Annotated in this window: 23 protein-coding genes; 16 read left to right on the top strand and 7 right to left on the bottom strand. The window is 73.5% G+C overall.

Translation table 11 applies throughout. The annotated features are described in order from the left end of the window. Positions 1-486: 486 nt before the first annotated feature. Positions 487-876: a nuclear transport factor 2 family protein gene (locus ACLE50_RS11900; RefSeq protein ID WP_410943525.1), complete on the bottom strand. Its 390-nt coding sequence runs from the start codon at positions 874-876 to the stop codon at positions 487-489. Between the two features lie 203 nt (positions 877-1079). Between ACLE50_RS11900 and thrS the strand changes: the two genes are divergently transcribed. From thrS to pdxS, 8 genes are all read left to right on the top strand, one after another. Continuing rightward, positions 1080-3146, top strand: coding sequence for a threonine--tRNA ligase (thrS, locus tag ACLE50_RS11895; RefSeq protein ID WP_410943524.1), 2067 nt, complete (start codon positions 1080-1082; stop codon positions 3144-3146). A gap of 103 nt (positions 3147-3249) precedes the next feature. Beyond that, positions 3250-3795: an HIT family protein gene (locus ACLE50_RS11890; protein ID WP_410943523.1), complete on the top strand. Its 546-nt coding sequence runs from the start codon at positions 3250-3252 to the stop codon at positions 3793-3795. A 37-nt stretch (positions 3796-3832) separates the two neighbouring features. Continuing rightward, a complete protein-coding gene (locus ACLE50_RS11885) occupies positions 3833-4096 on the top strand; it encodes a hypothetical protein (RefSeq protein WP_410943522.1) in 264 nt (87 codons plus the stop codon). A gap of 61 nt (positions 4097-4157) precedes the next feature. Continuing rightward, on the top strand, positions 4158-4775 hold the full coding sequence (gene pgsA, locus ACLE50_RS11880) for a phosphatidylinositol phosphate synthase (protein ID WP_410943521.1): 618 nt from the start codon (positions 4158-4160) through the stop codon (positions 4773-4775). Then, positions 4768-5700 (top strand): phosphatidylinositol mannoside acyltransferase, encoded by a 933-nt coding sequence (locus ACLE50_RS11875; protein WP_410943520.1) that lies wholly within the window; start codon positions 4768-4770, stop codon positions 5698-5700. Before pgsA ends, ACLE50_RS11875 begins: the two co-directional genes overlap by 8 nt. 8 nt (positions 5701-5708) lie before the next feature. After that, entirely contained in the window at positions 5709-6839 is a 1131-nt protein-coding gene (locus ACLE50_RS11870; RefSeq protein WP_410943584.1) for a glycosyltransferase family 4 protein, read from the top strand. Further along, positions 6836-7597: a hypothetical protein gene (locus tag ACLE50_RS11865; RefSeq protein WP_410943519.1), complete on the top strand. Its 762-nt coding sequence runs from the start codon at positions 6836-6838 to the stop codon at positions 7595-7597. The genes ACLE50_RS11870 and ACLE50_RS11865 overlap by 4 nt, the downstream gene beginning before the upstream one ends. After that, positions 7581-8498: a pyridoxal 5'-phosphate synthase lyase subunit PdxS gene (gene pdxS / locus ACLE50_RS11860; protein WP_410943518.1), complete on the top strand. Its 918-nt coding sequence runs from the start codon at positions 7581-7583 to the stop codon at positions 8496-8498. Before ACLE50_RS11865 ends, pdxS begins: the two co-directional genes overlap by 17 nt. Before the next feature lie 256 nt (positions 8499-8754). Here the strand turns inward: pdxS and ACLE50_RS11855 are convergent, their stop codons facing one another. Next, the gene (locus ACLE50_RS11855) at positions 8755-9822 is read right to left on the bottom strand and encodes a hypothetical protein (RefSeq protein WP_410943517.1); all 1068 of its coding nucleotides are present in this window, start codon (positions 9820-9822) and stop codon (positions 8755-8757) included. A gap of 67 nt (positions 9823-9889) precedes the next feature. Here ACLE50_RS11855 and ACLE50_RS11850 point away from each other — a divergent pair, with 67 nt between their 5' ends. Then, complete coding sequence (locus ACLE50_RS11850; RefSeq protein ID WP_410943583.1) at positions 9890-10750, top strand: glycoside hydrolase family 16 protein; 861 nt, start codon at positions 9890-9892, stop codon at positions 10748-10750. Here the strand turns inward: ACLE50_RS11850 and ACLE50_RS11845 are convergent, their stop codons facing one another. Further along, positions 10751-11329 (bottom strand): helix-turn-helix domain-containing protein, encoded by a 579-nt coding sequence (locus tag ACLE50_RS11845; RefSeq protein WP_410943516.1) that lies wholly within the window; start codon positions 11327-11329, stop codon positions 10751-10753. 54 nt (positions 11330-11383) lie between these two features. Here ACLE50_RS11845 and ACLE50_RS11840 point away from each other — a divergent pair, with 54 nt between their 5' ends. From ACLE50_RS11840 to ACLE50_RS11830, 3 genes are all read left to right on the top strand, one after another. Beyond that, the gene (locus ACLE50_RS11840) at positions 11384-12187 is read left to right on the top strand and encodes an AzlC family ABC transporter permease (RefSeq protein ID WP_410943515.1); all 804 of its coding nucleotides are present in this window, start codon (positions 11384-11386) and stop codon (positions 12185-12187) included. Further along, on the top strand, positions 12184-12492 hold the full coding sequence (locus ACLE50_RS11835; protein WP_410943514.1) for an AzlD domain-containing protein: 309 nt from the start codon (positions 12184-12186) through the stop codon (positions 12490-12492). The genes ACLE50_RS11840 and ACLE50_RS11835 overlap by 4 nt, the downstream gene beginning before the upstream one ends. A 108-nt stretch (positions 12493-12600) precedes the next feature. Continuing rightward, entirely contained in the window at positions 12601-14076 is a 1476-nt protein-coding gene (locus tag ACLE50_RS11830; RefSeq protein ID WP_410943513.1) for a DUF2867 domain-containing protein, read from the top strand. A gap of 22 nt (positions 14077-14098) precedes the next feature. On the opposite strand, the gene ACLE50_RS11825 is transcribed toward ACLE50_RS11830, so the two are convergent. The 4 genes from ACLE50_RS11825 to ACLE50_RS11810 are packed head-to-tail and all read right to left on the bottom strand — an operon-like array spanning position 14099 to position 18392. Beyond that, entirely contained in the window at positions 14099-15256 is a 1158-nt protein-coding gene (locus ACLE50_RS11825) for an ABC transporter ATP-binding protein (protein ID WP_410943512.1), read from the bottom strand. Between the two features lie 38 nt (positions 15257-15294). Next, complete coding sequence (locus ACLE50_RS11820) at positions 15295-16128, bottom strand: carbohydrate ABC transporter permease (protein WP_410943511.1); 834 nt, start codon at positions 16126-16128, stop codon at positions 15295-15297. After that, on the bottom strand, positions 16129-17097 hold the full coding sequence (locus ACLE50_RS11815; protein ID WP_410943510.1) for a carbohydrate ABC transporter permease: 969 nt from the start codon (positions 17095-17097) through the stop codon (positions 16129-16131). It abuts the gene before it with no gap. Then, a complete protein-coding gene (locus tag ACLE50_RS11810; RefSeq protein ID WP_410943509.1) occupies positions 17094-18392 on the bottom strand; it encodes an extracellular solute-binding protein in 1299 nt (432 codons plus the stop codon). Before ACLE50_RS11810 ends, ACLE50_RS11815 begins: the two co-directional genes overlap by 4 nt. 167 nt (positions 18393-18559) lie before the next feature. Between ACLE50_RS11810 and ACLE50_RS11805 the strand changes: the two genes are divergently transcribed. The 4 genes from ACLE50_RS11805 (at position 18560) to ACLE50_RS11790 (ending at position 22659) form a co-directional block, all read left to right on the top strand. Then, positions 18560-19825: a DUF4032 domain-containing protein gene (locus ACLE50_RS11805; protein WP_410943508.1), complete on the top strand. Its 1266-nt coding sequence runs from the start codon at positions 18560-18562 to the stop codon at positions 19823-19825. Between the two features lie 95 nt (positions 19826-19920). Beyond that, positions 19921-21327, top strand: a complete 1407-nt coding sequence (locus tag ACLE50_RS11800; protein ID WP_410943507.1) for an NAD-dependent malic enzyme — start codon at positions 19921-19923, stop codon at positions 21325-21327. A 28-nt stretch (positions 21328-21355) separates the two neighbouring features. Then, entirely contained in the window at positions 21356-21985 is a 630-nt protein-coding gene (pdxT, locus tag ACLE50_RS11795; RefSeq protein ID WP_410943506.1) for a pyridoxal 5'-phosphate synthase glutaminase subunit PdxT, read from the top strand. Between the two features lie 146 nt (positions 21986-22131). Continuing rightward, entirely contained in the window at positions 22132-22659 is a 528-nt protein-coding gene (locus ACLE50_RS11790; protein WP_410943505.1) for a hypothetical protein, read from the top strand. The last annotated feature ends 202 nt before the right edge of the window (positions 22660-22861 follow it).

The raw sequence follows: 22861 nt of genomic DNA, 5'->3' as shown, positions 1-22861 counted from the left end.
CGCCGCCGTGGCCGGGGGAGTCGTACCCGGCGGGCTCGTACCGGTCAGCGCGGTACGAACCGGACTCGGTGGGTCCGCGACGGGACCGCGGCGTCGGGGGCGGGCCTGCGGTCAACCGCCTCTCCTCTCACGGTCCGGCCGTGTCCGGCCGGGGTTCCGGTGGGGTCCGGTCGCGGATCCCGGGGGTGGATCCACGACACCAACGAGTTACGTCCGTGTTGCGGTGTGCCCACCTGATCGACATCACTCGAATGTCCGCACGCGGGGGAGGCATGCGGCACAGCGTGACGGCGCGACAGGGGAGCAGCGGGGAGCGCACCTCGCCCGTCATCGTGCCTGCCGTGGCCTGCGGGGCGGGCGGGTGCCCCCGTCGCGTCGAGGAACGGGCGTCCGGCTGCGACGACGCGCCGTCGGCCCAGCGCCCGGCGGCCGACCGGCGGATCCGCCCGGCACGCCGAACGGGCGTACCGCGCCGAACGGGGGTCTCTAGGCGCCGAGCAGCGGCGCCATCCGGTCGCGGAGCTCCTCGGCCGCGGACAGCGGGCGCACCATGACGGTCAGTTCGCGGACCTGCCCGCCGGACTCCCGGATCAGGTCGATGCCCTGGGTCTCGCGGTCGCCGACGTGCGCGGCGAACTCGAGCACGTGCCCGTCCGGGCCGTCGTACTCGGCGACGTAGCGGAACCCGGAGAACACCGAGAACACCGCGTGCAGGATCGCGCGCAGCGGCTCCTTCCCCTGGTACGGGCGGTGGACGACGGGGGAGCGGAACTCGACGTCGTCGGCACAGGTCTCGACGGCGGCGTCGATGTCCCCGGCCTCGACGGCGGCCCGGAACCGGGCGGCGGCACTGCGGTCGGTCGCGCTGTCGGTCACGTGGGTGATCATGCCCGCCGCGGCGGCCGTGGTGGAACGGCCGGTGGGCACGGCGCCCGAAAGCCGTTCGTGCACCCCGACTAGCATCGTGGGGAGCTCCGTATCGCCCGGGAGCGTGCGCGCACGTGCGAGGTTCCGGGTCCGGGGCGCATCCGTCACAGCAGAGACAGCGTCACAGCAGAGACAGCCCTGGAGGCCGCACCGTGTCCGCACCGCCCGCCCCGCCCGCGTCCGCCCCGATCCGGGTGCCGGCCGGGACGACCGCCGGCGCGCGCGTCCGGGAGGGCGGCCTGCCGACGAGCGGGCCCGAGGCGATCGTCGTCGTCGAGGACGCCGACGGCCGGCTGCGCGACCTCTCCTGGACCCCGGACGCCGACGCCGAGGTCGTCCCCGTCCCGGCCAACACCGAGAAGGGGCGCAGCGTCATCCGCCACTCGGCGGCCCACGTGCTCGCCCAGGCGGTCCAGCAGCTGTTCCCGAAGGCGAAGCTGGGCATCGGCCCGCCGGTCGCCGACGGCTTCTACTACGACTTCGACGTCGACACCCCCTTCACGCCCGAGGATCTGAAGAAGATCGAGTCGGCGATGAAGAAGATCATCAAGTCCGGGCAGAAGTTCGCCCGCCGCGACTACGCGAGCACCGACGAGGCCCGCTCCGAGCTGGCGGAGGAGCCGTACAAGCTGGAGCTGGTCGACCTCAAGAGCAGCGCAGGCGACGCCGGCGTCGACGACGCCGAGGTCATGGAGGTCGACGCCTCCGGCGACCTGACCGCCTACGACAACGTGCACGCCCACACCGGCGCGACCGTCTGGTCGGACCTGTGCCGCGGCCCGCACCTGCCGACCACCAAGCACATCCCGGCGTTCACCCTCACCCGCTCCGCGGCCGCGTACTGGCGCGGTGACCAGGACAACGCCCAGCTGCAGCGGATCTACGGCACCGCCTGGGAGTCCCAGGAGGCCCAGGACGAGTACCTGGAGCGCCTCGCCGAGGCCGAGCGCCGCGACCACCGTCGCCTCGGTGCGGAGCTGGACCTGTTCAGCTTCCCCGACGACATCGGCTCCGGCCTGCCGGTCTTCCACCCCAAGGGCGGCATCGTCCGCAAGGAGCTCGAGGACCTCTCCCGCGAGCGGCACACCGAGGCGGGCTACGAGTTCGTCTACACCCCGCACGCCACCAAGGGACAGCTGTTCGAGAAGTCCGGGCACCTGGACTGGTACGCCGACGGCATGTACCCGCCCATGCAGCTCGACGCGGAGTACACCGCCGACGGCGAGCTCAAGCGCCCGGCGGTCGACTACTACCTCAAGCCGATGAACTGCCCGATGCACAACCTGATCTTCGCGGGGCGCGGGCGGTCCTACCGGGAGCTGCCGCTGCGGCTGTTCGAGTTCGGCACCGTCTACCGCTACGAGAAGTCCGGCGTCGTGCACGGCCTGACCCGCGCCCGCGGCTTCACCCAGGACGACGCGCACATCTACTGCACCCGCGAGCAGATGCCCGGCGAGATCCGGTCGCTGCTGCAGTTCGTGCTGGACCTGCTGCGCGACTACGGCCTCGACGACTTCTACCTGGAGCTCTCCACCCGTAACCCCGAGAAGTCGATCGGCTCCGACGAGTCGTGGGCCGAGGCCACCGAGGCGCTGCGCGAGGCCGCGCAGAGCTTCGGCCTGGAGCTCTACGACGACCCGGGCGGCGCCGCGTTCTACGCGCCGAAGATCTCGGTGCAGGCCCGCGACGCGATCGGCCGCTACTGGCAGATGTCGACCATCCAGGTCGACCTGATGCTCCCGGACCGCTTCGAGCTGGAGTACACCGCGCCGGACGGCTCCCGGCAGCGTCCGGTGATGATCCACCGCGCGCTGTTCGGGTCGATCGAGCGGTTCTTCGGCGTCCTCACCGAGCACTACGCCGGCGCGTTCCCGGCCTGGCTGGCCCCGGTGCAGGTCGTCGGCATCCCGGTCACCGAGACCCAGGACGACTACGTCCGCGAGATCGCCGCCCGGCTGCGCAAGCAGGGGATCCGGATCGACGTCGACTCCGGCGACGACCGGATGCAGAAGAAGATCCGCACCCACACGCTGCAGAAGGTGCCGTTCCTGCTGCTCGCCGGAGCCCGCGACGTCGAGGCAGGCGCGGTCAGCTTCCGGTTCCGGGACGGCTCGCAGCGCAACGGGATCGGCGTCGACGAGGCCGTCACCGCGATCGTCGACTGGGTCCGGTCGCGCACCAACGTCTCGCCGGACGCCGAGACCTTCCTGCCCGCCTGATCCTGCGCCCGGGGCCGGCCACTCCGGCCCCGGGGTCCGCTCCGGGGCGGGCAGTGCCGCGGGGTGGGCGGGGTCGCGGCCCCGCCCGACTAGGATCGGACCGGTGGGGCAGCAGGAGCCGGAGTGGGTGCCGCAGGAGGGCGTCGGGACCCCGGACGGGTTCGCCCGGCTGTGGACGCCGCACCGGCTCGCCTACATCAAGACGGCCGCCGACTCCGGCTGCCCGTTCTGCCGGATCGGCGCCGACCCCTCCCAGGACGAGGACAACCTCGTCGTCGCCCGGGGTGACACGGTGTTCGCGCTGCTCAACCTGCATCCGTACAACCCGGGGCACCTGATGGTGCTGCCCTACCGGCACGTCGCGGAGCTGGAGGACCTCACCGACGCCGAGGCCGCCGAGCTGATGACGTTCACCCGGCAGGCCGTGGTGACGATGAAGAAGGTCGCGGCGCCGCACGCGTTCAACGTGGGGCTGAACCTGGGCACCGTCGCCGGCGGGTCGCTGGCCGACCACCTGCACCAGCACGTCGTGCCGCGGTGGGGCGGCGATGCGAACTTCATCGCGGTCGTCGGGCAGACGAAGGTCATCCCGCAGCTGCTGGCCGAGACCCGGCGCCAGCTGGCCGAGGCGTGGGTACCGCCGGTCTGAGCCACGGGTCCCCGGTGTCCGGAGCGAGGTCCGGGCCGTGCGACTCCAGGGTGTAGAGCCGCAGCCGCAGGTCGCGTCCTACTACGACGCGGTCGGGGAGCGCTTCGCCTGCCTGGCCCGCCGCTGGGCCGAGGCGGGCCTGGTCGCACCGGCCACGAGCCCGGACGCGGTGGCCCGCGCGTTCACCACGCTGATGCCCGGGATGATCGTCATGCAGAACCTCGTGCGCGGGACCGACGCCGGCGATCTGTACGCCGGCCTCGCCGCACTGGCCACGGGCCCGCACTCGTCGGCGCCCTGATCCGGCGCCGGACTAGGGTGATCGGACGTCACCTCGTCCTGCTGCGGGAGCGCCGCCCACGATGCTCAACCTGTTCGCCCGCGGAGCCGTGAACCGGCTCACCGACCCCGTCGGGCGGGGGCTGGTCACACGCGGTGTCGACCCGGACACGGTCACGGTCGTGGGCACGGTCGCGGCGATCGCCTCGGCGGTGGGCCTGCTGCCGACGGGCCGGCTGATCGTCGGATCGGTGCTGGTCACGCTGTTCGTGCTCACGGATCTGATCGACGGGGCGATGGCCCGCGCCCGCGGCTACTCGACGCCGTTCGGTGCCGTGCTCGACTCCACCTGCGACCGGATGGTCGACGGCGCCGTCCTCGGTGCCCTGGCCTGGTGGACCCTGACCGGGGGGAACGAGCCCCTCGCCGGCGCCGCGGCGCTGGTGTCCCTGGTCGGCGGCCTGATCGTGTCCTACGTCAAGGCGCGCGCCGAGAGCGTCGGCCTGACCGCCGAGGGCGGCCTGGTCGAACGCGCCGAGCGCCTGATCTTCGCGCTGCTCGGCGCGTTCCTCGCCGGTGTCGGGGTGCCGTGGGCGCTGACCGTCGCGCTGGTCGCGCTGGCCGTCGGCACCGTGGTCACCCTGGCCCAGCGGATCTGGTCGGTCCGCACGAGCGCGCGCCGGGCGGAGCGCGGTGGCTGAGCGGCCGGGCGCGCCGCCGGGGGAGCGGCTGCGGGACCGGCTCGCCGCCGCCGGGTACACGGCCGGGTGGGCGTGGCTGTCCCGGCTGCCCGACGCGCTGGTCGCCCGCGCGTTCGACGCAGGCGCCGATCTCGCCGTCCGCCGCGACGGTGCCGGGGTCCGGCGGTTGCGTGCCAACCTCGCCCGGCTCCGGCCGGACGTGCCCCCCGCCGAGCTCGACGACCTCGTCCGCCGCGGGATGCGCAGCTACGCCCGCTACTGGCGCGAGGCGTTCACCCTGCCCGCGCTCGACCCGGCCGCGGTGCACGCCGCGATGGCCCCGCACGTGCACGGCATCGAGGAGTCCCTGGCGTCGGTGCAGGCCGGCCGCGGCGTGCTGTACGCGCTGCCGCACGCCGGGAACTGGGACGTCGCCGGCGTCTATCTGGTGCGGGAGCTGGCCCGGCGCGGCCTCGACCCGGCCATGACGACCGTCGTGCAGCGGCTGCGCCCGGAGTCGCTGTTCCGGCGCTTCGCGGCCTACCGGCGCACGCTCGGGTTCGAGATCGTCCCCGCCGACGACGCCCGCGCCGCGCACCGCGCGCTCACCGCCCGGCTGCGCTCCGGCGGGGTCGTCTGCCTGGTCGCCGACCGCGACCTCTCCGGTACCGGGCCCGAGGTGGAGTTCCTCGGCGGCCCGGCGCGGCTCCCGTCCGGACCGGTGCGCCTCGCCGCGCTCACCGGTGCCGCGCTGCACCCGGTGTGCCCGTTCTTCACCGGCGACGCCTGGGGCGTCGAGGTCGCTCCGGAGATCGCGGTCGGGACGGAGCCGTCCCGGGCCGGGGTGGCCGAGGCGGTGCAGGAGCTCGCCGACGCGTTCGGCGTCCTGCTCGCCCGGCGCCCGCAGGACTGGCACATGCTCCAGCCGATCGGCGGGACCCGGTGAGCACGCCGCTGCGGGTGGGCATGGTCTGCCCGTACTCGCTCGACGTGCCCGGCGGCGTGCAGCGCCATGTCCTCGACCTGGCGCGCGCGCTGCGCGCTCGCGGCGCCGTCGTGCACGTCCTCGCCCCCGCCACCGGGCCGACCGCGACGACCGACTCGGTGACCTCGACCGGACGCGCGCTCGGCGTGCCCTACAACGGATCCGTCGCCCGCGTGACGTTCGGGCCGGTCACATGGCGCCGGGTGCGACGCTGGCTGGCCACGCACGAGTTCGACGTCCTGCACCTGCACGAGCCGACGACGGCCAGCGTCTCGGCGCTGGCCCTGCTCGCCGCCCGCGGCCCGGTCGTCGCCACCTTCCACACCGCCACCCCGCGCTCGCGGGCGCTCGTCGCGTTCGGCGGGGTCCTGCGGCCGCTGATGGAGAAGGTCACCGCCCGGATCGCGGTCTCCGACACCGCCCGCCGCGTGCAGGTCGAGCACCTCGGCGGGGACGCCACCGAGATCCCCAACGGCGTCGATGTGCCCGCGTTCGCCGATGGGCCCCGCCTGCACCGGCCCGGACGCACCGTCGGGTTCGTCGGGCGGTTCGACGAGCCCCGCAAGGGCGCCGCCGTCCTGCTCGACGCGCTGCGCCGCCTGCCGCCGGACGTGCGGCTGCTCGTCGTCGGGCCCGGCGACGCCCGTGCGCTGCTCCGGGCCGCCGGACCCGACCTGGCCCCCCGGGTCGATGTGCTCGGCGCCGTCGACGAGCCGACCAAGGCCGCTGCGCTGCGCTCGGCCGACGTGTTCTGCGCCCCGCACCGCGGCGGCGAGAGCTTCGGCATGGTGCTCACCGAGGCGATGGCGGCCGGCACCCCGGTGGTGGCCAGCGACATCGAGTCCTTCCGCGCGGTGCTCGGCGACCCTCCGGCCGGGGTGCTGGTCCCGCCGGGCGACCCGGGTGCGCTCGCCGCCGCCCTCGGCCGGGTGCTCGGCGACGACCGCGAACGTGCCGCGCTGCGCACCGCCGGCCGGGCCCGCGCCGCCTGCTTCGACTGGCCGGTCGTCGCCGACGCCGTGCTGCAGGTCTACCGGGCCGCGACCGCCGCCGACCCCCGCACGGTCCGCTCCGCACCCGTCGCCGGGGGAGCGCGGTGAGCGTGCTCGCGGCCGTGACCGGCGTTCTGGTCCTGCTGGTCGTGGCCGTGCTCACCGTGTGGTGCCTCTCACGGGCCCGGCGGCTGGACCGGCTGCACGTCCGGCTCGACGCCGCCCGCGCGGGGCTCGCCGGGGCGCTGGCCCGCCGCGCCGAGGTCGCCCTGCGGATCGCCGACAGCGCCGACAGCGCCGACAGCGCCGGCAGCACCGGCTGCGCGGCCTGCACCTCCGACGGGACCGCGCCCGGGGCGGCCGACGGCGGCCCCGGCGACGGGGCGGCGGAGCGCCTGCGCCGTGCCGCGCGGAACGCCCTGGCGCAGCCGGCACCCACCCCCGACGGCCGCGACCCGGCAGGCGCCCGGGAACGCCGCGAGGCCGCGGAAAACGCCCTGACCAGGGCCGTGACCAGGGCACTGTCGACGATCGACCCGGATCGGGTGCCGCCGGCGCAGGCCGTCGAGCTCGCCGACGCCGCCCAGCTCGTCGTCCTGGCACGGCGGGTGCACAACGACGCCGTTCGCGACACCCTCGTGCTCCGGTCCCGGCGGCTGGTGCGGATCCTGCGACTGCACGGCACGGCACCGTCGCCGGCGTACTTCGAGATCGCCGACCCGGTGCCCGCGCCGGACCCCGCACCGGACCTCGAGCCGGAACCCGCCCCGGAACCCGCGCAGCCGCCGCCGGGGACCGACGTACACTCGGGGGGTCACACGCACGCCATCCGAGGAGCGCAGATCTCTCGTGTCCGCACCCGTTAACACCCCGGAGACCGCCGGTCCGCAGCACGGCACCGCGCAGGTCAAGCGCGGCATGGCCGAGATGCTCAAGGGCGGCGTCATCATGGACGTCGTCACCCCGGAGCAGGCGAAGATCGCCGAGGACGCCGGCGCCGTCGCCGTCATGGCCCTCGAGCGCGTGCCCGCCGACATCCGCGCGAACGGCGGCGTCGCCCGCATGTCCGACCCGGACATGATCAGCGGCATCATCGACTCCGTCTCGATCCCGGTCATGGCCAAGGCCCGCATCGGCCACTTCGTCGAGGCCCAGGTCATCCAGTCCCTCGGCGTCGACTACATCGACGAGTCCGAGGTCCTCACCCCGGCCGACGAGGCCAACCACATCGACAAGTGGAACTTCACCGCGCCGTTCGTCTGCGGCGCCACCAACCTCGGTGAGGCCCTGCGCCGCATCTCCGAGGGGGCGGCCATGATCCGTTCGAAGGGCGAGGCCGGCACCGGCAACGTCGTCGAGGCCACCCGGCACATGCGCCAGATCAGGGCCGAGATCGGCGCGCTGGCCGCGCTCGACTCCGCCGAGCTCTACGGCGCGGCCAAGGAGCTGCGGGCCCCGGTCGAGCTGGTCGCCGAGGTCGCGCGCACCGGCAAGCTGCCGGTCGTGCTGTTCACCGCGGGTGGCATCGCCACCCCGGCGGACGCCGCGATGATGATGCAGCTCGGCGCCGAGGGCGTGTTCGTCGGCTCGGGCATCTTCAAGTCCGGCGACCCGGCGCAGCGCGCGTCGGCGATCGTGAAGGCCACCACCTTCCACGACGACCCCGACATGATCGCCAAGGTCTCCCGCGGACTGGGTGAGGCCATGGTCGGCATCAACGTCGACCAGCTCCCCGACGACGAGCGGTACGCCACCCGCGGCTGGTGAGCCACCCCGCTCGCTGAGCGAGCACCTCTCGACCGACGCCCCGTCCGGCACCCGCCGGGCGGGGCGTTCGTCGTGTCCGGACCCGTGTCCCGGTCCGGTGACGCCGCGCGTACCTCGTTGCGTGCGCACGGATGCGTGACGCGAGTGGTCACCCGACCGCGGGTCGGTGACCGCCCGGGCACGCTGCGCGTTCATCGATCGGAGGGGTTGCCTACTCGATGTGGTGACAGCGGTGCACATGGTGACTGTGCGCCGTTTAGCGTCGCCTGTGGCTCACGAGACCGGAGGGGCGGAGGAGCTTCATGGGACGCTCAGTGAGGGTCGCCGCGATCACCGCAGCGATGTTGATCAGCTTCCCGGCTGCGGCGTTCGCCGCACCGGGGGCACAGGTACCGACTCCCGCGGCCGCCGCGGACTGCCCGGCAGGCGGTCCGGGTACGACCGGGGGATCCGGAACGGGTGAGAAGCCCACCGGGGGTGACGGAAGTACGGGTGACACCGGGACCGGCAAGGGCGGTTCGGGTGACGGTGCGACAGGCTCGGGTGCGAAGGCCGGGTCCTCCTCGCAGAGCGGCTCGTCGTCGGGCACGTCGAGTGGGACGGGCGCGAAGAAGGGCTCGTCGTCGACGGCGGCCTCGCCGAAGAACGGCGCGGCTTCGCCGAAGAACGGCACGGCTTCGCCGAAGAAGAGCTCGGAGGGCGAGGCCGACGCCACGGCGGCGCGCTCGCGGGACTCACCGGCATCATCGGGGGCGGTGTCGTCGGCGTCATCCACGTCGTCGGTGTCGTCTGCGTCGTCGGGCGGGAGGTCGGCCGGGCGCGACGCGGCCGACCCCACCATCCCGGCGCTGTCCGAGCGCACCGGTTCGGGGAAGACCGGTACGCAGCAGGGCAGTGGCACGTCGCCGCAGGTGGGGAAGCCTGCGGGGCCGGGCGCCGGGAAGACGACGCCGTCGGGCACGAAGCCGGGCGCGACGACACCGTCGAAGAGCACGCCGGCGGGCACCACGCCCTCGGGCACCAAGCCGGCGGAGACCAAGCCGGCGGAGACCAAGCCGGGTGCGACGACACCAGCGGGGGCCGCACCGGCCACCCCGCCGGCCGCTGGGAACGGTGGTGACGCCGGCTCGGGGAAGGCCGGCGACACCCCGTCCGGCGCCCCGGCGCAGACCCCGGCCGGCTGCTCGGCCGCAGCCGCACCGGCGACTCCGGCGACTCCGGCGACTCCGGCGACACCGGCTGCACCGGCGACTCCGGCGGCACCGGCCGGTCCGGCGAAGCCGAGCGAACCGGCGAAGCCGGCCACACCGGCGAAACCGGCCACGCCGAACAAGCCGGCGCAGCCGAAGCGGCCCGACTCCTACCCGGGCGCCGGGTCGTCGGCCGCGGTGATGCACAACTGGGGCGCCCCCAACAAGGTCGACGACTTCGACAGTGGCGACCTGTCGGGCTGGAACATGTACGACGGCCCCGGGCACGCCGGAAAGGGCCGCCGCTCACCGGACGCCGCGTCGGTGAAGGACGGCATCCTCACCATCAACGGCGACGAGAACGGTAAGACCGCAGGCATGGCGTGGGTCGACGGCAGCCAGAAGTACGGCCGCTGGGAGGGACGCGTCCGTGCCCCGAAGTCGGACCCGACGTACAACGCGCTGCTGCTGCTGTGGCCGACCGCGGAGAACTTCCCGGTCGGCGGCGAGATCGACTTCATGGAGATGACCGACTCGACCCGTCAGCGGACGAACATGTTCCTGCACTACGGCGAGGACAACAGCCAGGAGCACGGCGAGGTCGCCGTCGACGCGACCCAGTGGCACAACTGGGCCGTCGAGTGGACGCCCGACCACGTCACCGCCTTCGTCGACGGAAAGCGCTGGTGGACCACCAGCAAGAAGGACATCTTCCCGCCGGGGCCGATGCACCTGTGCATCCAGCTCGACTGGTTCCCGAAGGGCGGCGGCGACGTGAAGCCGTCGGAGATGCAGGTCGACTGGGTGCGCCAGTACCCGCTGCCGGAGTCCGAGAAGGGCGACGCCGACGACAACGGCGGCAGCGGGGACAGCAAGAGCGGCGACAGCAAGAACGACGACAAGAGCAGTGACAGCAAGAGCGGGGACAGCACGAGCGGCGACAAGAAGAAGGGCGGCAGCGAGGGTCTCCTGGACGACGTCCTCGAGCTGCCGAAGCGGCTCACCGAGGGCGGGCCGGACCCGTCCGGTGACTCCGCGACGCGGGGTCCGAGCGGCCCCTGATCAGCGGTACTCCATGATCAGGACCGCGGAGGCGCCGGGGGTCAGTGCCTGGTAGCCGTGCGGCCGGTCGGCGGGGAAGGTGACGTAGTCACCGGGGTCGAGCTCGACCTCCTCGCCGTCCGGCCCGGCACTCCACCGGCCGTTCGACACCACCAGGTGCTCGATCGTGCCGGGGATGTGCGCCTCGGAGCTGCGGCGCTCGCCGGGCTCCGAGGTGATCACGTGCAGGTCCCGCCGGGCGCCGGGCGGGCAGGTCGAGAGCAGTGCCCCGGTGAACGGCGAGTTCTCCGACCGGATCGCCGGCTGCTCGGCCGCCCGCACCACCCGGGTCGACGACGTCGCCGGCTCCACCAGCGCGCTGAACGGCACCCCGGCGACCACCGCGATCGCCCACAGCGTCTCCACGCTGGGGTTCCCGGTCCCCGCCTCCAGCGCCGACAGTGTCGACTTGGCGATCCCGGCCCGGCGGGCGAGCTCGGCCGAGGAGATCCCCAGGCGGTCACGTTCCCGGCGGATGGACGCAGCGATGGTCGCGAGTGGGGACGCCGGTGCGCCCGCCTCGGCTGGCGTTCGGTTCATCGGTCCTCTCGTTCGGCTTGACGAACGGTACTCTCGTCGTTCACCGTACCGGTCATGAGTTCGGTACAGCGAACAGGCGCGCGGCCGGGACGGCTACGCCGGTATCCCGAGACCGTCCCCGACCTGCGCGACGCGGCGACGATCTCGGTCGCCGTCGGGCTCGTCGGAGTGTCGTTCGGTGCGCTGGCCCCGGCCGCCGGGCTGTCCCCGGCGATGACGGTCGCGATGTCCCTGCTGGTCTTCGCCGGCGGCGCACAGCTGCTGGTCACCGGCGTGCTGGCCGCGGGTGGCGGGATCTGGGCCGCGGTCGTCGCCGGGCTGGTGCTGAACCTGCGGCATCTGCCGTTCGGGCTGGCGCTGGCCCGCCACGTCGGCGGCGGCCGGCTCCGCTTCCCGGCCGCGCACGTCGTCACCGACGAGTCGACCGCGTTCGTCCTGGCCCGCACCGACGGGTCGCCGGGCCGGGCCCGGCGCGCGTTCTGGCTGCTCGGCGCGCTGAAGTTCACGCTCTGGCAGGTCGGGACGGTCGCCGGGCTGCTGCTGGGGGCGATGGTGCCCGACCCGTCGGCGCTCGGGCTGGACGCGGCGTTCCCCGCCGCGCTGCTGGCGATGCTCGCCCCGATGCTGCACCGTCCGGACGCGCAGCGGGTCGGCGGTGCAGCCGCGGCCCTGTCCCTGGTGTGCTCGCCGCTGCTGCCCGCCGGGCTGCCCGTGCTGGCCGGGATGCTCGGCGTCGGCGCGGCCGGGCGGCTGCACCCCGCCCCGGCCTCGGACGCCGTCCCGGCCCCGGCAACATCCGGCGCGGCGACCCCGGAGCGCACCCACGACCCGCACGGCACCTCCGGGGAGCCGGCATGACGATCACCGCACTGGCCGTCCTCGCCGTCGGCACCTACCTGATGCGCCTGGGCCCGCTGCTGCTGCACGAGCGGATGGCGTTCTCCGACCGCACCGTGCGGATCGTCGAGCTCGGTGCCGTGGCATTGCTCGTCGCGCTCGTCGCCACCGGCACCTGGTTCGAGGGCCCGGAGTTCGCCGGGTGGGCCCGCCCCGCCGGGGTCGCCGTCGCCGGTGTCGCGGTGTGGCGGAGAGTGCCGTTCGTGCTGGTCGTCGTCCTGGCCGCGGGCACCACCGCACTGCTGCGCCTGGCCGGAGTGCCCTGACTCGGGCACGGCTCCGCCCGTGGGACCCGGGCACGGCTCCGACCGTGGGCGTGCCCCGGGCGTGTCGCCCACCGCGCGCCGGACGGGCCGGACCGCGAGGATCGGGGCATGCACGTCCTCGTCACCGGCGCGACCGGCTACATCGGCTCGCGTCTCGTCCCGCGCCTGCTCGCCGCCGGGCACGACGTCCGCGTCCTCGCCCGCACCCCCGCCAAGCTGGACGTGCACCCCTGGGCCGCCGACGTCGACGTCGTGGAGGGCGACGTCCGCGACCCCGCCGCCGTCGCCGAGGCCGTCGACGGGATCGACGCGATCGCCTACCTCGTGCACGCCATGGACGGCCCCGGCTACGCCCGGCGCGACCGCGAGGCCGCGCACGTCGTCGCCGACGCCGCCGCCGACGCGGGCGTCGCGCGCATCGTCTACCTGGGCGGGCTGCAGCCCGACGAGGCCGACGCCGCCGGCCGGCGCCGGGTCTCCGGGCACCTGCGCTCCCGCGGTGAGGTCGGCGAGATCCTGCTCGACGGCCCCGTCCCGGCCGCGGTGCTGCGCGCCGGCATCGTCGTCGGCACCGGCTCGGCCAGCTTCGAGATGATCCGCCACCTCGCCGAGGTCTCGATGGGTGGCCCGCTGGTGCTGCCGATGCCGGACCGGGTGTGGAACCGGATCCAGCCGATCGCCGTCGGCGACGTGCTGCACGCGATCGCCGGCTGCCTGGAGCTGCCGCCCGAGGTGAACCGGGCCTTCGATGTCGGCAGCCCCGACGTCTGCACCTACCGCACCCTGATGACCGGCTACGCGGCCGAGGCCGGGCTGCTGCGCCCGCTGCCGCTGCCCGTCCCGATCGCCGCGCCCCGGCTGACCGGACGGCTCGTCGCCGCCCTCACCCCGGTACCCCGTGGTCTCGCCGAGCCGCTGGTCGAGTCGATGCGCCACGAGCTCGTCTGCGACCCCGCCGACATCGCCGACCTCGACGCGCTGATCGGCGAGCCGCCGGGTGGCCACACCCCGTACCGCACGGCGGTCCGCCGCGCCCTCGACGACGACGGCGACGCCGCCGGATCCCCGTCCGACCCACCCGGCTCCGGCCCGGTCCGCTGGTCGGCCACCGACACCTACGACGTCGACGCCCCAGCGCACGCGGTCTGGCAGGTCGTCGAGACCCTCGGCGGGGAGCACGGCTGGTACACCGTCCCCGGGCTCGGGACGGTGGGCAGCGTGCTCGACGTCCTCGCCGGCGGCTCCGGCGACGACCCGCCCGCCGCCCCCGGCCGCGCGCTGCAGGTGGGGGAGCGGCTCGACCGCTGGCGCGTCGAGCAGGTCGACCCCGGGCGGCGGCTGCTGCTGCGCACCGCCGCCGGGCTGCCCGGCACCGCCGAGCTGGAGATCACCGTCGAGCCGACCGGCCGGTTGACCAGCCGTTACACCCAGGTGCTGCGGTTCGGTCCACGCGGCGTCGCCGGCCGCGCCGCGTGGCTCGCGACCTACCCGACCCAGCGGTTCGTGTGCGCGGTGATGGCGAAGACGCTGACCGGCGTCGCCACCACCCGGCACCGGCAGGGCCTGCGCCGCGCGCACGCCTGAACGGGGCACATCCGCACCGCGCTCACCGGGCCAGGTTCTCGCCGCTCTCCGGGTCGAACAGGTGGATCCGGCGGGTGTCGAGCCAGAACGTCGTCCGGTTGCCCTCGGCGACCCGCGACGCCGCGTCCACCGACACCACGGCCTGGGTGCGCAGCTGGTCGGAGTCCAGCTCCCGGGACAGGTCACGCAGCTTCGCGGTCACCTCCTCGGGCGCGGTGTAGGGCAGGTAGGCGTACTGGCTGTCGCCGAGCCACTCGACGACGTCGACGTCGGCCTCGAACGTGGTCCCGCGCGGCGCGATCGCCTCGTCGACCAGCTCGGCGTCCTCGAAGTGCTCCGGGCGGACCCCGACCAGCACCAGGTCGTGACCGCGCACGGCCTCGGCGCGGGCGTCGTCGAGCCCGATCGTGCCCAGCGGGGTCTCCAGCGAGGCGCCGTTGACGGTCGCGGGCAGGAAGTTCATCGGCGGCGACCCGATGAAACCGGCGACGAACAGGTTCGCCGGGTGCTCGTAGAGGTCCCGCGGCGAGGCGACCTGCTGGACGATCCCCTTGCGCAGCACGCAGACCCGGTCCCCGAGGGTCATCGCCTCTGTCTGGTCGTGGGTGACGTAGACCGTGGTGATCCCGAGGCGTTTCTGCAGCCGGGAGATCTCGGTGCGCATCTGCCCGCGCAGCTTCGCGTCCAGGTTGGACAGCGGCTCGTCGAACAGGAACGCGTCGGCGTCACGCACGATCGCGCGGCCCATCGCGACGCGCTGCCGCTGCCCGCCGGAGAGGTTCGCGGGTTTGCGCTGCAGGTGCTCGTGCAGCTCCAGCACGGTCGCGGCGTCGTCGACCTTCTTGCGTACCTCCTCCTCGGAGGCCTTCGCCAGCCGCAGCGGGAACGCGATGTTCTCGTAGACGGTCAGGTGCGGGTAGAGGGCGTAGTTCTGGAACACCATCGACAGGTTCCGCTCGCGCGGCGCCTTGTCGTTCACCCGGTTCCCGCCGATGACCATGTCACCGGAGGTGATGTCCTCCAGCCCGACGATCATCCGCAGCAGCGTGGACTTCCCGCAGCCCGACGGGCCGACGAGGATCATGAACTCGCCGTCGGCGATGTCCACGCTGACGTCGTTCACGGCCGGGTAGCCGTCGCCGTACTTCTTGACGATGTTGCGCATCTCGATCGACGCCATGGCGGATCGGGGTCCTTTCCTGGTGCGGGAGAAGCGGGTCAGCCCTTGACGGCGCCGTTGGTCAGGCCGGCGACGATCCGCCGCTGGAAGATCAGGACGAGCACGACGACCGGGATCGTGACGATCACCGCGGCGGCGGCGATCGGGCCGTTCGGCGACTCGAACTGCGACGCCCCGGAGAACAGCCCGAGCGCGGCGGGGACCGGGCGGGCTGCGCCGGTGGAGGTCAGCGAGATGCCGTAGGCGAAGTCGTTCCAGGCGATGAAGAACGCCAGGATCGCCGTCGTCGCCACGCCCGGGGTGGCCAGCGGGACGATCACCTTGCGGAACGCCTGCCAGGTCGTCGCCCCGTCGACCTGTGCGGCCTGCTCCATCTCCCACGGGATCTCGCGGAAGAACGCCGACAGCGTCCAGATCGACAGCGGCAGGGTCAGCGACAGGTACGGGATGATCAGGCCCGGCCAGGTGTCGTAGAGCCCGATCAGGCGCCACAGGTTGAACAGCGGCGTCACGATCGAGATCACCGGGAAGATCGCCACGGCCAGCGCGGTGGACAGGATCAGCTTCTTGCCGCGGAACTCCAGCCGGGCGATCGCGTAGGCGGCGAACATCGCCAGCACGCAGGCGATCGCCGTCGCCAGCAGGCAGATCCCGAAGGAGTTCCGCAGCGCGGGCAGGAACAGCTCCGCGGCGTCGCCGACCAGGATCTGGGAGTAGTTGTCCCAGGAGATCTCGGTGGGCAGGAACTTCTTGTTCGCGATGTCCGAGGCCGACTTCAGCGACAGCGACACGATCCAGCCGACCGGGAACAGCCCGTAGACGACGATGGCGATCCCGGCGATCACCCAGAGCACCTTCTCGCGGGTGGACACCTACTTCTCCCCTCGTGCCTGGGACAGGTCGACCTTGAACCCCTTGATGAACAGCACGCAGATCAGCACCACCGACAGGAACAGCAGCACCGACACCGCCGACCCGAGCCCGATCTCCACCCGCGAGATCGTCTGCCGGTAGGCCAGGAACGACACCGTCTCGGTGCCGTTCGAGCCGCCGGTCATGACGAACACCGAGTCGAACACCCGGAAGGCGTCGAGCGTGCGGAACAGCAGCGCGACCATCACCGCCGCCTTCATGTTCGGCAGCGTCACCCGCCACATCCGCTGCCACCACGACGCACCGTCGACCCGGGCGGCCTCCTGCAGCACGTCGGGCACCTGGGCGAGCCCGGCGAGCAGCAGCAGCGAGATGAACGGTGTGGTCTTCCAGATCTCGGCCAGGCAGATCACCACCAGCGACAGTCCCCAGCTGCCGAACCAGTCGGTGTTCTCCCCGATGCCGGGCACCCAGTCGAACCAGGAGTTCACGAACCCGGAGTCCTGGGAGAACGCGAACTGCCAGGCGAACGCCGACACCACGGTGATCACCGCGTACGGGATCAGGATCGCCGCCCGCAGCACCGGCCGGATCTTGGAGAACGCGTTGAGCATCACCAGGGCCAGTGCGAACCCCAGCACCAGCTCGACGGCCACGGTGACCACCGTGATCAGGGTCGTCACGCCGAACGAGGTCCACCAGATCTCGTCGGAGAGGATCACCAGGTAGTTGTTCAGCCCGACGAACTCTCGGCTCGCCGGGTCGGTCAGCCGGTAGTCGAACAGCGAGTACCAGAACGCCTGCGCGATCGGGTACGCCGTGACCAGCAGCATGATCACGAACGCCGGGCCGGCGAGCAGCCAGCCGAGACGCTGCTCGGCACGCGCCCGGTCGGAGCGGCCCGTGCCGCCGGCGGCGGGCGCGGGGGAGGCCGCGGGCTCGGCGGGGGCTGCTGGGCGTGCGCTCACAGCAGCTTCTCCTTCGCCAGGACCGCCCGGATCAGGCCGGCCGTCGCGGGCCCGACGGTGGGCGGGTCGATCCCGGCCGTCGGGTGGTAGGTGCGCTGGATCGACTCGGACACCTCGCTGTAGTACGGCGTCGGCGGCCGCGGCTTCGCCAGCTGCAGCATCTGCGCGATCAGCGGGGCCATCGGGAACTTCTTCACCACGTCCGGGTCGCTGAGCACGGCGACCTTCGCGGCCGGGTTGCCGTTGGTGAGGAAGTAGTCCTTCTGGTTCTCCGCGGAGGTGATGCACTCGGTCGCGGCGTAGGCCAGGTCCGGGTGCGGGCTGAACGCACCGACGCCGAGGCTGATGCCGCCCAGCGGCGGGGCAGGCGGGCGGTCCGGGTCGGTGCGCGGGAACGGGGCCCAGCCGTAGTCGTCCTTGGTGGACTGCGGCACCGAACCGTCGGCGACCGCACTGTTCAGCTTGCCCCAGATGAACGGCCAGATCACCGCGGTCATCGCCTGGCCGCTCTGGAAGGCCGGGGCGTTCTCGTCCTCGGCGGTGGTGGAGAACGCGGGCCCGCCGACCCCGGAGACGGCCTTCATGATCTCGGCCGCGTGCGTGGCGGCGGGGGAGTCGAGGCCGAGCCCGATCCGCTTCGGGTCCTCCGGCGACGGGTCGGTGACGATCTTCCCGCCACCGGACTCGACGAGCGCGTTGAGCCACACGGTCAGCGACTCCGCACGCTTGCCCTGTGCCGCGACCTGCGAGTTCTTCGCCTTCGCCGCGGCGACGAGCTGGTCCCAGGTGATCGGCTTCGACGGGTCGAGCCCGCTGCCGGGGAGCTGGGACTTGCGGTACCAGAGCAGCTGGGTGTTGGCCCAGAACGGGACCGTCACCAGCTTCCCCTCCCAGGTCGCGCCCTCGACGGCCGAGCGGGCGACACCCTGCGTGGTCCGCTGCGCGGTCGCCTCCGGGACCGGGGCGAGGAACTGCGCCGCGGCGAACTCCGGGACGTAGGGCGGGTCGATGCTCATGATGTCGATCGAGCTGTCCTCGGCGGCGAGCCGGCGGACCAGCTGCTGGCGCTGGTCGGAGGACTCGCGCGGCAGCGTGGACGTCACGATCGAGTAGCGCCCGCCGGAGGCCGCGCTGCACCGGGCCGCGATCTCGGCCTGGCCGCCGTCGTCGGGGTTGATGTACCAGTTCAGGACCGGCGGTCCCACCGGACCGCCTGCGCACCCGGCCAGCCCCAGCAGGACGGCCGTCGCCGCTCCTGCGGCCAGCCCCCGCCGCCAGCGACGTCTGTTCGGCACGATCGACCCCCCGTCCACCGGACCACCGCGTCCGGCGAGGTCATCGTGACACGCACCACCGACAGGACGCGCGTGTCCGCCCGGAGCGTCGCGGAACCGAGACCCGTGGCTACGGCGGCGGGGCGCCGGTGTTGCTCCGATTGCCGGTCTGGTGCATACATGTGGCCGTGCCCCCACCCGAGCTCGTCCTGCGCGCCCCCGGTCCGGGGCTGCTCGGCCTGCCGTGGGAGCAGCCGCTGGCCGACTGGGACGCCACCGCGGTCCCGCTGCGCGATGTCGAGGTCGGGCCCAGCCGGCACCTCGTGCGCTTCGTCGAGACCGACGGCGCGCTCTGGGCACTCAAGGACGAGCCGGTCCGGATCGCCCGCCGGGAGTACGACGTGCTGCGCCGGCTGGAGGACGCGGGGCTGCCGGCCGCGCGCCCGGCCGGGCTCGTCGAGCAGCCCGACCACGAGACCGCGGTGCTCGTCACCCGCTACCTGACCGGGTCCTGGCAGTACCGGCGGCTGTTCCTGCGGCTGCCGCCGAACCGGCCCCGCCACCGCGCCCGGCTGCTCGACGCGATGGTGTCGCTGCTGGTGGAGCTGCACCGGCACGGCGTGTTCTGGGGCGACTGCTCGCTGGCCAACACGCTGTTCGTGCGCGACGGCCAGCTGCTGCAGGCGTATCTGGTCGACGCCGAGACCAGCGAGATCCACCCGGGCGGGCTGTCCGACGGGCAGCGCGAGCACGACCTGTCGATCCTGGTGGAGAACGTCGCCGCCGGGATGATCGACGTCGCGACCTGGCTGGAGCGCCCGCCGGAGATCTTCGGCGACCTCATCGACGAGGCCACCGCGCTGACCGACCGCTACCGGACGCTGTGGGGCGCGCTGCACGCCGAGCCGGTGTTCCCGTTCGACGACCGCTACCGCGTCGAGGGCGCGATCCGCGAGCTCAACGACCTCGGGTTCGCCGTCGACGAGATCAGCCTGCAGCCCGAGGACGAGGGCCGCTCGCGGCTGCGGATCGCCGTCGGGGACCGCACGTTCCACAGCGACCGGCTGCGCGCGCTGACCGGGCTCGACGTCGGCGAGGGGCAGGCCCGGATCCTGCTCGGCGACCTCGAGGCGCACCGCGAGTGGATGCACCGCCGCACCGGGATGGACGTCGGCGAACGCGCCGCCGCGCGCAGCTGGTCGGATCACTGCCTGGTGCCCGGATCGGAGCAGGCGCACCGTGCGCTCGGCAGGGTCGGCGACCCGGTACAGGCCTACTGCGACCTGCTCGAGGTGCGCTGGATCCTGTCCGAACGCGCCGGCGCCGACGTCGGGGACGCCGTCGCGCTGGCCGCGCTGGGCGGGCGCGCCCCGACCGACTCCGCAGCGAAGATGGCGGTCGCCGACGCGACCACCGGGGAACTGCCGCGGATCGTGGACCCCCCACCGTCCTGAGTGGTCTCGCGGCGGCGTGTGCCGGACGGATCACACCTGCGGGCGCGTCACCTCTCCTCCCGGAGAGGGCCACCACGGGCGTACCGTTTCCGGCCGTGTCCATTCCCGGTCCCGGTTACGCCATCACCGCCCGCGTCGACGTCCCCGCCCACCCCACCTCGGCCGGTGACCTGACCGCCGCGGTCGGCCAGGTCGGCGGTGTCGTGACCGCGTTCGACGTCGTCGAGTCGCGCACCGACTCCCTCGTCGTCGACATCTCGGTCAACGCCCGCAACACCGAGCACGTCGAGGAGATCAAGGCCGCGATCGAGTCGCTCGACGGCTTCGCGGTCCGCAAGGTCTCGGACCGGACCTTCCTGCTGCACCTCGGCGGCAAGATCGAGGTGCGGTCGAAGGTCAACCTCCGCACCCGTGACGACCTGTCGCGGGCCTACACCCCGGGTGTGGCCCGGGTGTCGATGGCCATCGCGGACAACCCCGACGACGCCCGCCGGCTGACGATCAAGCGCAACACCGTCGCCGTGGTCACCGACGGCTCCGCGGTGCTGGGGCTGGGCAACATCGGCGCCGCTGCGGCGATGCCGGTGATGGAGGGCAAGGCGGCGCTGTTCAAGCAGTTCGCGAACGTCGACGCCTGGCCGGTCTGCCTGGACACCCAGGACACCGACGAGATCATCCGCACCGTCCAGCTGATCGCCCCCGGCTACGGCGGCATCAACCTGGAGGACATCGCCGCGCCGCGCTGTTTCGAGATCGAGCGCCGGCTGCGCGAGATGCTCGACATCCCGGTCTTCCACGACGACCAGCACGGCACCGCCGTCGTCGTCCTCGGTGCGCTGCGCAACGCCCTGCGGGTGGTCGGCAAGAAGTTCTCCGACGTCAAGGTCGTCGTCTGCGGCGTCGGCGCGGCCGGGTCGGCGATCATTCGGCTGCTCGGCTCGGAGGAGACCGCGGACGTCATCGCCGTCGACGTCGACGGCATCGTCCACGCTGGACGCGAGGGGATGGACGACAACCTCGTCTCGATCGCCGCGCAGACCAACAAGGAGGGCCGCAGCGGCACGCTGGCCGACGCGCTCGCCGGTGCCGACGTGTTCATCGGGGTCAGCGCGCCCAACCTGTTCGGCGCCGAGGAGCTGGCCACCATGAACGACGACGCGGTCGTGTTCGCACTGGCCAACCCGGACCCGGAGGTGGACCCGGCGGTGGCGATGCAGCACGCCGCGGTCGTCGCGACCGGGCGCTCGGACTACCCGAACCAGATCAACAACGTGCTCGCGTTCCCGGGTGTGTTCCGCGGCCTGCTCGACGCGCAGGCGCACGACATCACCGACGAGATGATGCTGGCCGCCGCCACCGCGATCGCCGACGTCGTCGCCGAGCCGAACCCGTCGTTCATCGTGCCCAGCGTGTTCGACCAGTCCGTCGCGCCCGCCGTCGCCGAGGCGCTGCGGTCGGCCGCGGCGAAGCAGTCGAAGAAGGGCGAAGTGGCTACCGGGTGATCACCGGGGCCCCCGTATCCTGGTGACCATGTCGACCCCGACCATCGGTGTGCTGGCCCTGCAGGGCAACGTCCGCGAGCACGTGGCCGCGCTGACCGCGGCCGGTGCGACGGCGGTGCCGGTGCGCCGCGAGGCCGAGCTGGCCTCGGTCGACGGGATCGTCCTGCCGGGCGGGGAGTCGACCACGATGTCCAAGCTGCTCGACACGTTCGAGCTGCTGGAGCCGCTGCGCGACCGGCTCCGCGAGGGCCTGCCCGCCTACGGCTCGTGCGCCGGGATGATCCTGCTGGCCGACGAGATCCTCGACGGCCGCCCGGACCAGCACCAGCTGGGCGGGCTCGACGTGGTCGTGCGGCGCAACGCGTTCGGCCGCCAGGTCGACTCGTTCGAGACCGACCTGGAGTTCACCGGGCTCGCCGGTGGCCCGATGCACGCGGTCTTCATCCGCGCGCCGTGGGTGGAGAAGCCCGGCGCCGACGTCGAGGTGCTCGCCTCGGTCCCGGAGGTCACCTCCACCGGGCTGGAGGCCGGCGAGGCCGCGGGCCGTCCCGTCGCGGTGCGGCAGGGGCCGGTGCTGGCGACGTCGTTCCACCCGGAGCTGACCGGGGACCGGCGGGTGCACGGGCTGTTCGTGGACATGGTCCGCGCCGCACGGTAGCCGGCTCGTCACCGGCCCGGGCGCAACCGGAACGGGTTACCGGGGGGTATACCCCCGGTGCATCCGGGGGAACGCTGTCTGGGACGGACGGCCCTGCCGGGCGCATGCTGACGGGGTCCGATCCACCCGACTCCGGAGGCCCCGCCATGAGTGCCCCGACGACCACCGTGACGGGAAGCGCCACGCCGCGTCCCGCACGCGGTCCCGAACCGGCCGCGGTGACGCTGAGCGTCGCGCTGTGGCTGGGCGCCATCCTGGCCGGGGTCGCGGAGACGCTGGTGCATCTGGCCGAGCCGGAGCCGCCCTCGCCCGAGGCCGTCGGTCTGCGCGGCGGTATGTACCTGGTGCTGGCGGTGCTGGTGCTGCAGCTGCGCACCGGGCGCAACGCCTACCGCTGGGCCGTCGCCGGGGTCCTCGGGGTGTTCGGCACCCTGTCCCTGGTGGTCGAGCCGATCACCGCACTGGTCTCCGGCACCTCGCCGGTGGACTACCTCGCCGCCGCCTCCGGCCCGCAGCTGGCCGCCGCGGCGCTGCGCGCGCTGCACGTCGCCGAGGTGCTCGGCGCGCTCGCGCTGCTGTTCCACCCGGACACCGTGGCCTGGTTCCGCAGCCGTACCGCGGTTCCCGCCGCTCCGGCAGCCCTGCCCGTCCCGACGCCGAGGAGCGCCGCATGAACGCCACCGCCTCCGCCCTGTTCACCCTCACGACCACTGCCGCCGGGCTCGGGTTCTCCGAGCACCGCGGCCTCGCCGGTGGCGCGACGCCCGCCGAGCGCGGTGCCGGGCTGCCCGGCGACGGGCTGATCGGGGACGCGCAGGCCGGCGTGACCCGCGCGGTGTCGATCGCGGCGCCGCCGGAGCGGGTGTGGCCGTGGCT

Origin of the sequence: Pseudonocardia phyllosphaerae, assembly GCF_046546475.1 — a bacterium.
GTDB classification, from domain to species: Bacteria; Actinomycetota; Actinomycetes; order Mycobacteriales; family Pseudonocardiaceae; genus Pseudonocardia; species Pseudonocardia phyllosphaerae.
This window is presented reverse-complemented; position numbering and strand designations above follow the sequence as displayed.

Excerpts from the sequence above, each read along its gene's own strand:
- pgsA (WP_410943521.1), top strand. The coding sequence starts at position 4,158 with ATGCTCAACCTGTTCGCCCGCGGAGCCGTGAACCGGCTCACCGACCCC.
- ACLE50_RS11850 (WP_410943583.1), top strand. The coding sequence starts at position 9,890 with ATGCACAACTGGGGCGCCCCCAACAAGGTCGACGACTTCGACAGTGGC.
- ACLE50_RS11845 (WP_410943516.1), bottom strand. The coding sequence starts at position 11,329 with ATGAACCGAACGCCAGCCGAGGCGGGCGCACCGGCGTCCCCACTCGCG.
- ACLE50_RS11840 (WP_410943515.1), top strand. The coding sequence starts at position 11,384 with ATGAGTTCGGTACAGCGAACAGGCGCGCGGCCGGGACGGCTACGCCGG.
- ACLE50_RS11835 (WP_410943514.1), top strand. The coding sequence starts at position 12,184 with ATGACGATCACCGCACTGGCCGTCCTCGCCGTCGGCACCTACCTGATG.
- ACLE50_RS11830 (WP_410943513.1), top strand. The coding sequence starts at position 12,601 with ATGCACGTCCTCGTCACCGGCGCGACCGGCTACATCGGCTCGCGTCTC.
- ACLE50_RS11825 (WP_410943512.1), bottom strand. The coding sequence starts at position 15,256 with ATGGCGTCGATCGAGATGCGCAACATCGTCAAGAAGTACGGCGACGGC.
- pdxT (WP_410943506.1), top strand. The coding sequence starts at position 21,356 with ATGTCGACCCCGACCATCGGTGTGCTGGCCCTGCAGGGCAACGTCCGC.
- ACLE50_RS11790 (WP_410943505.1), top strand. The coding sequence starts at position 22,132 with ATGAGTGCCCCGACGACCACCGTGACGGGAAGCGCCACGCCGCGTCCC.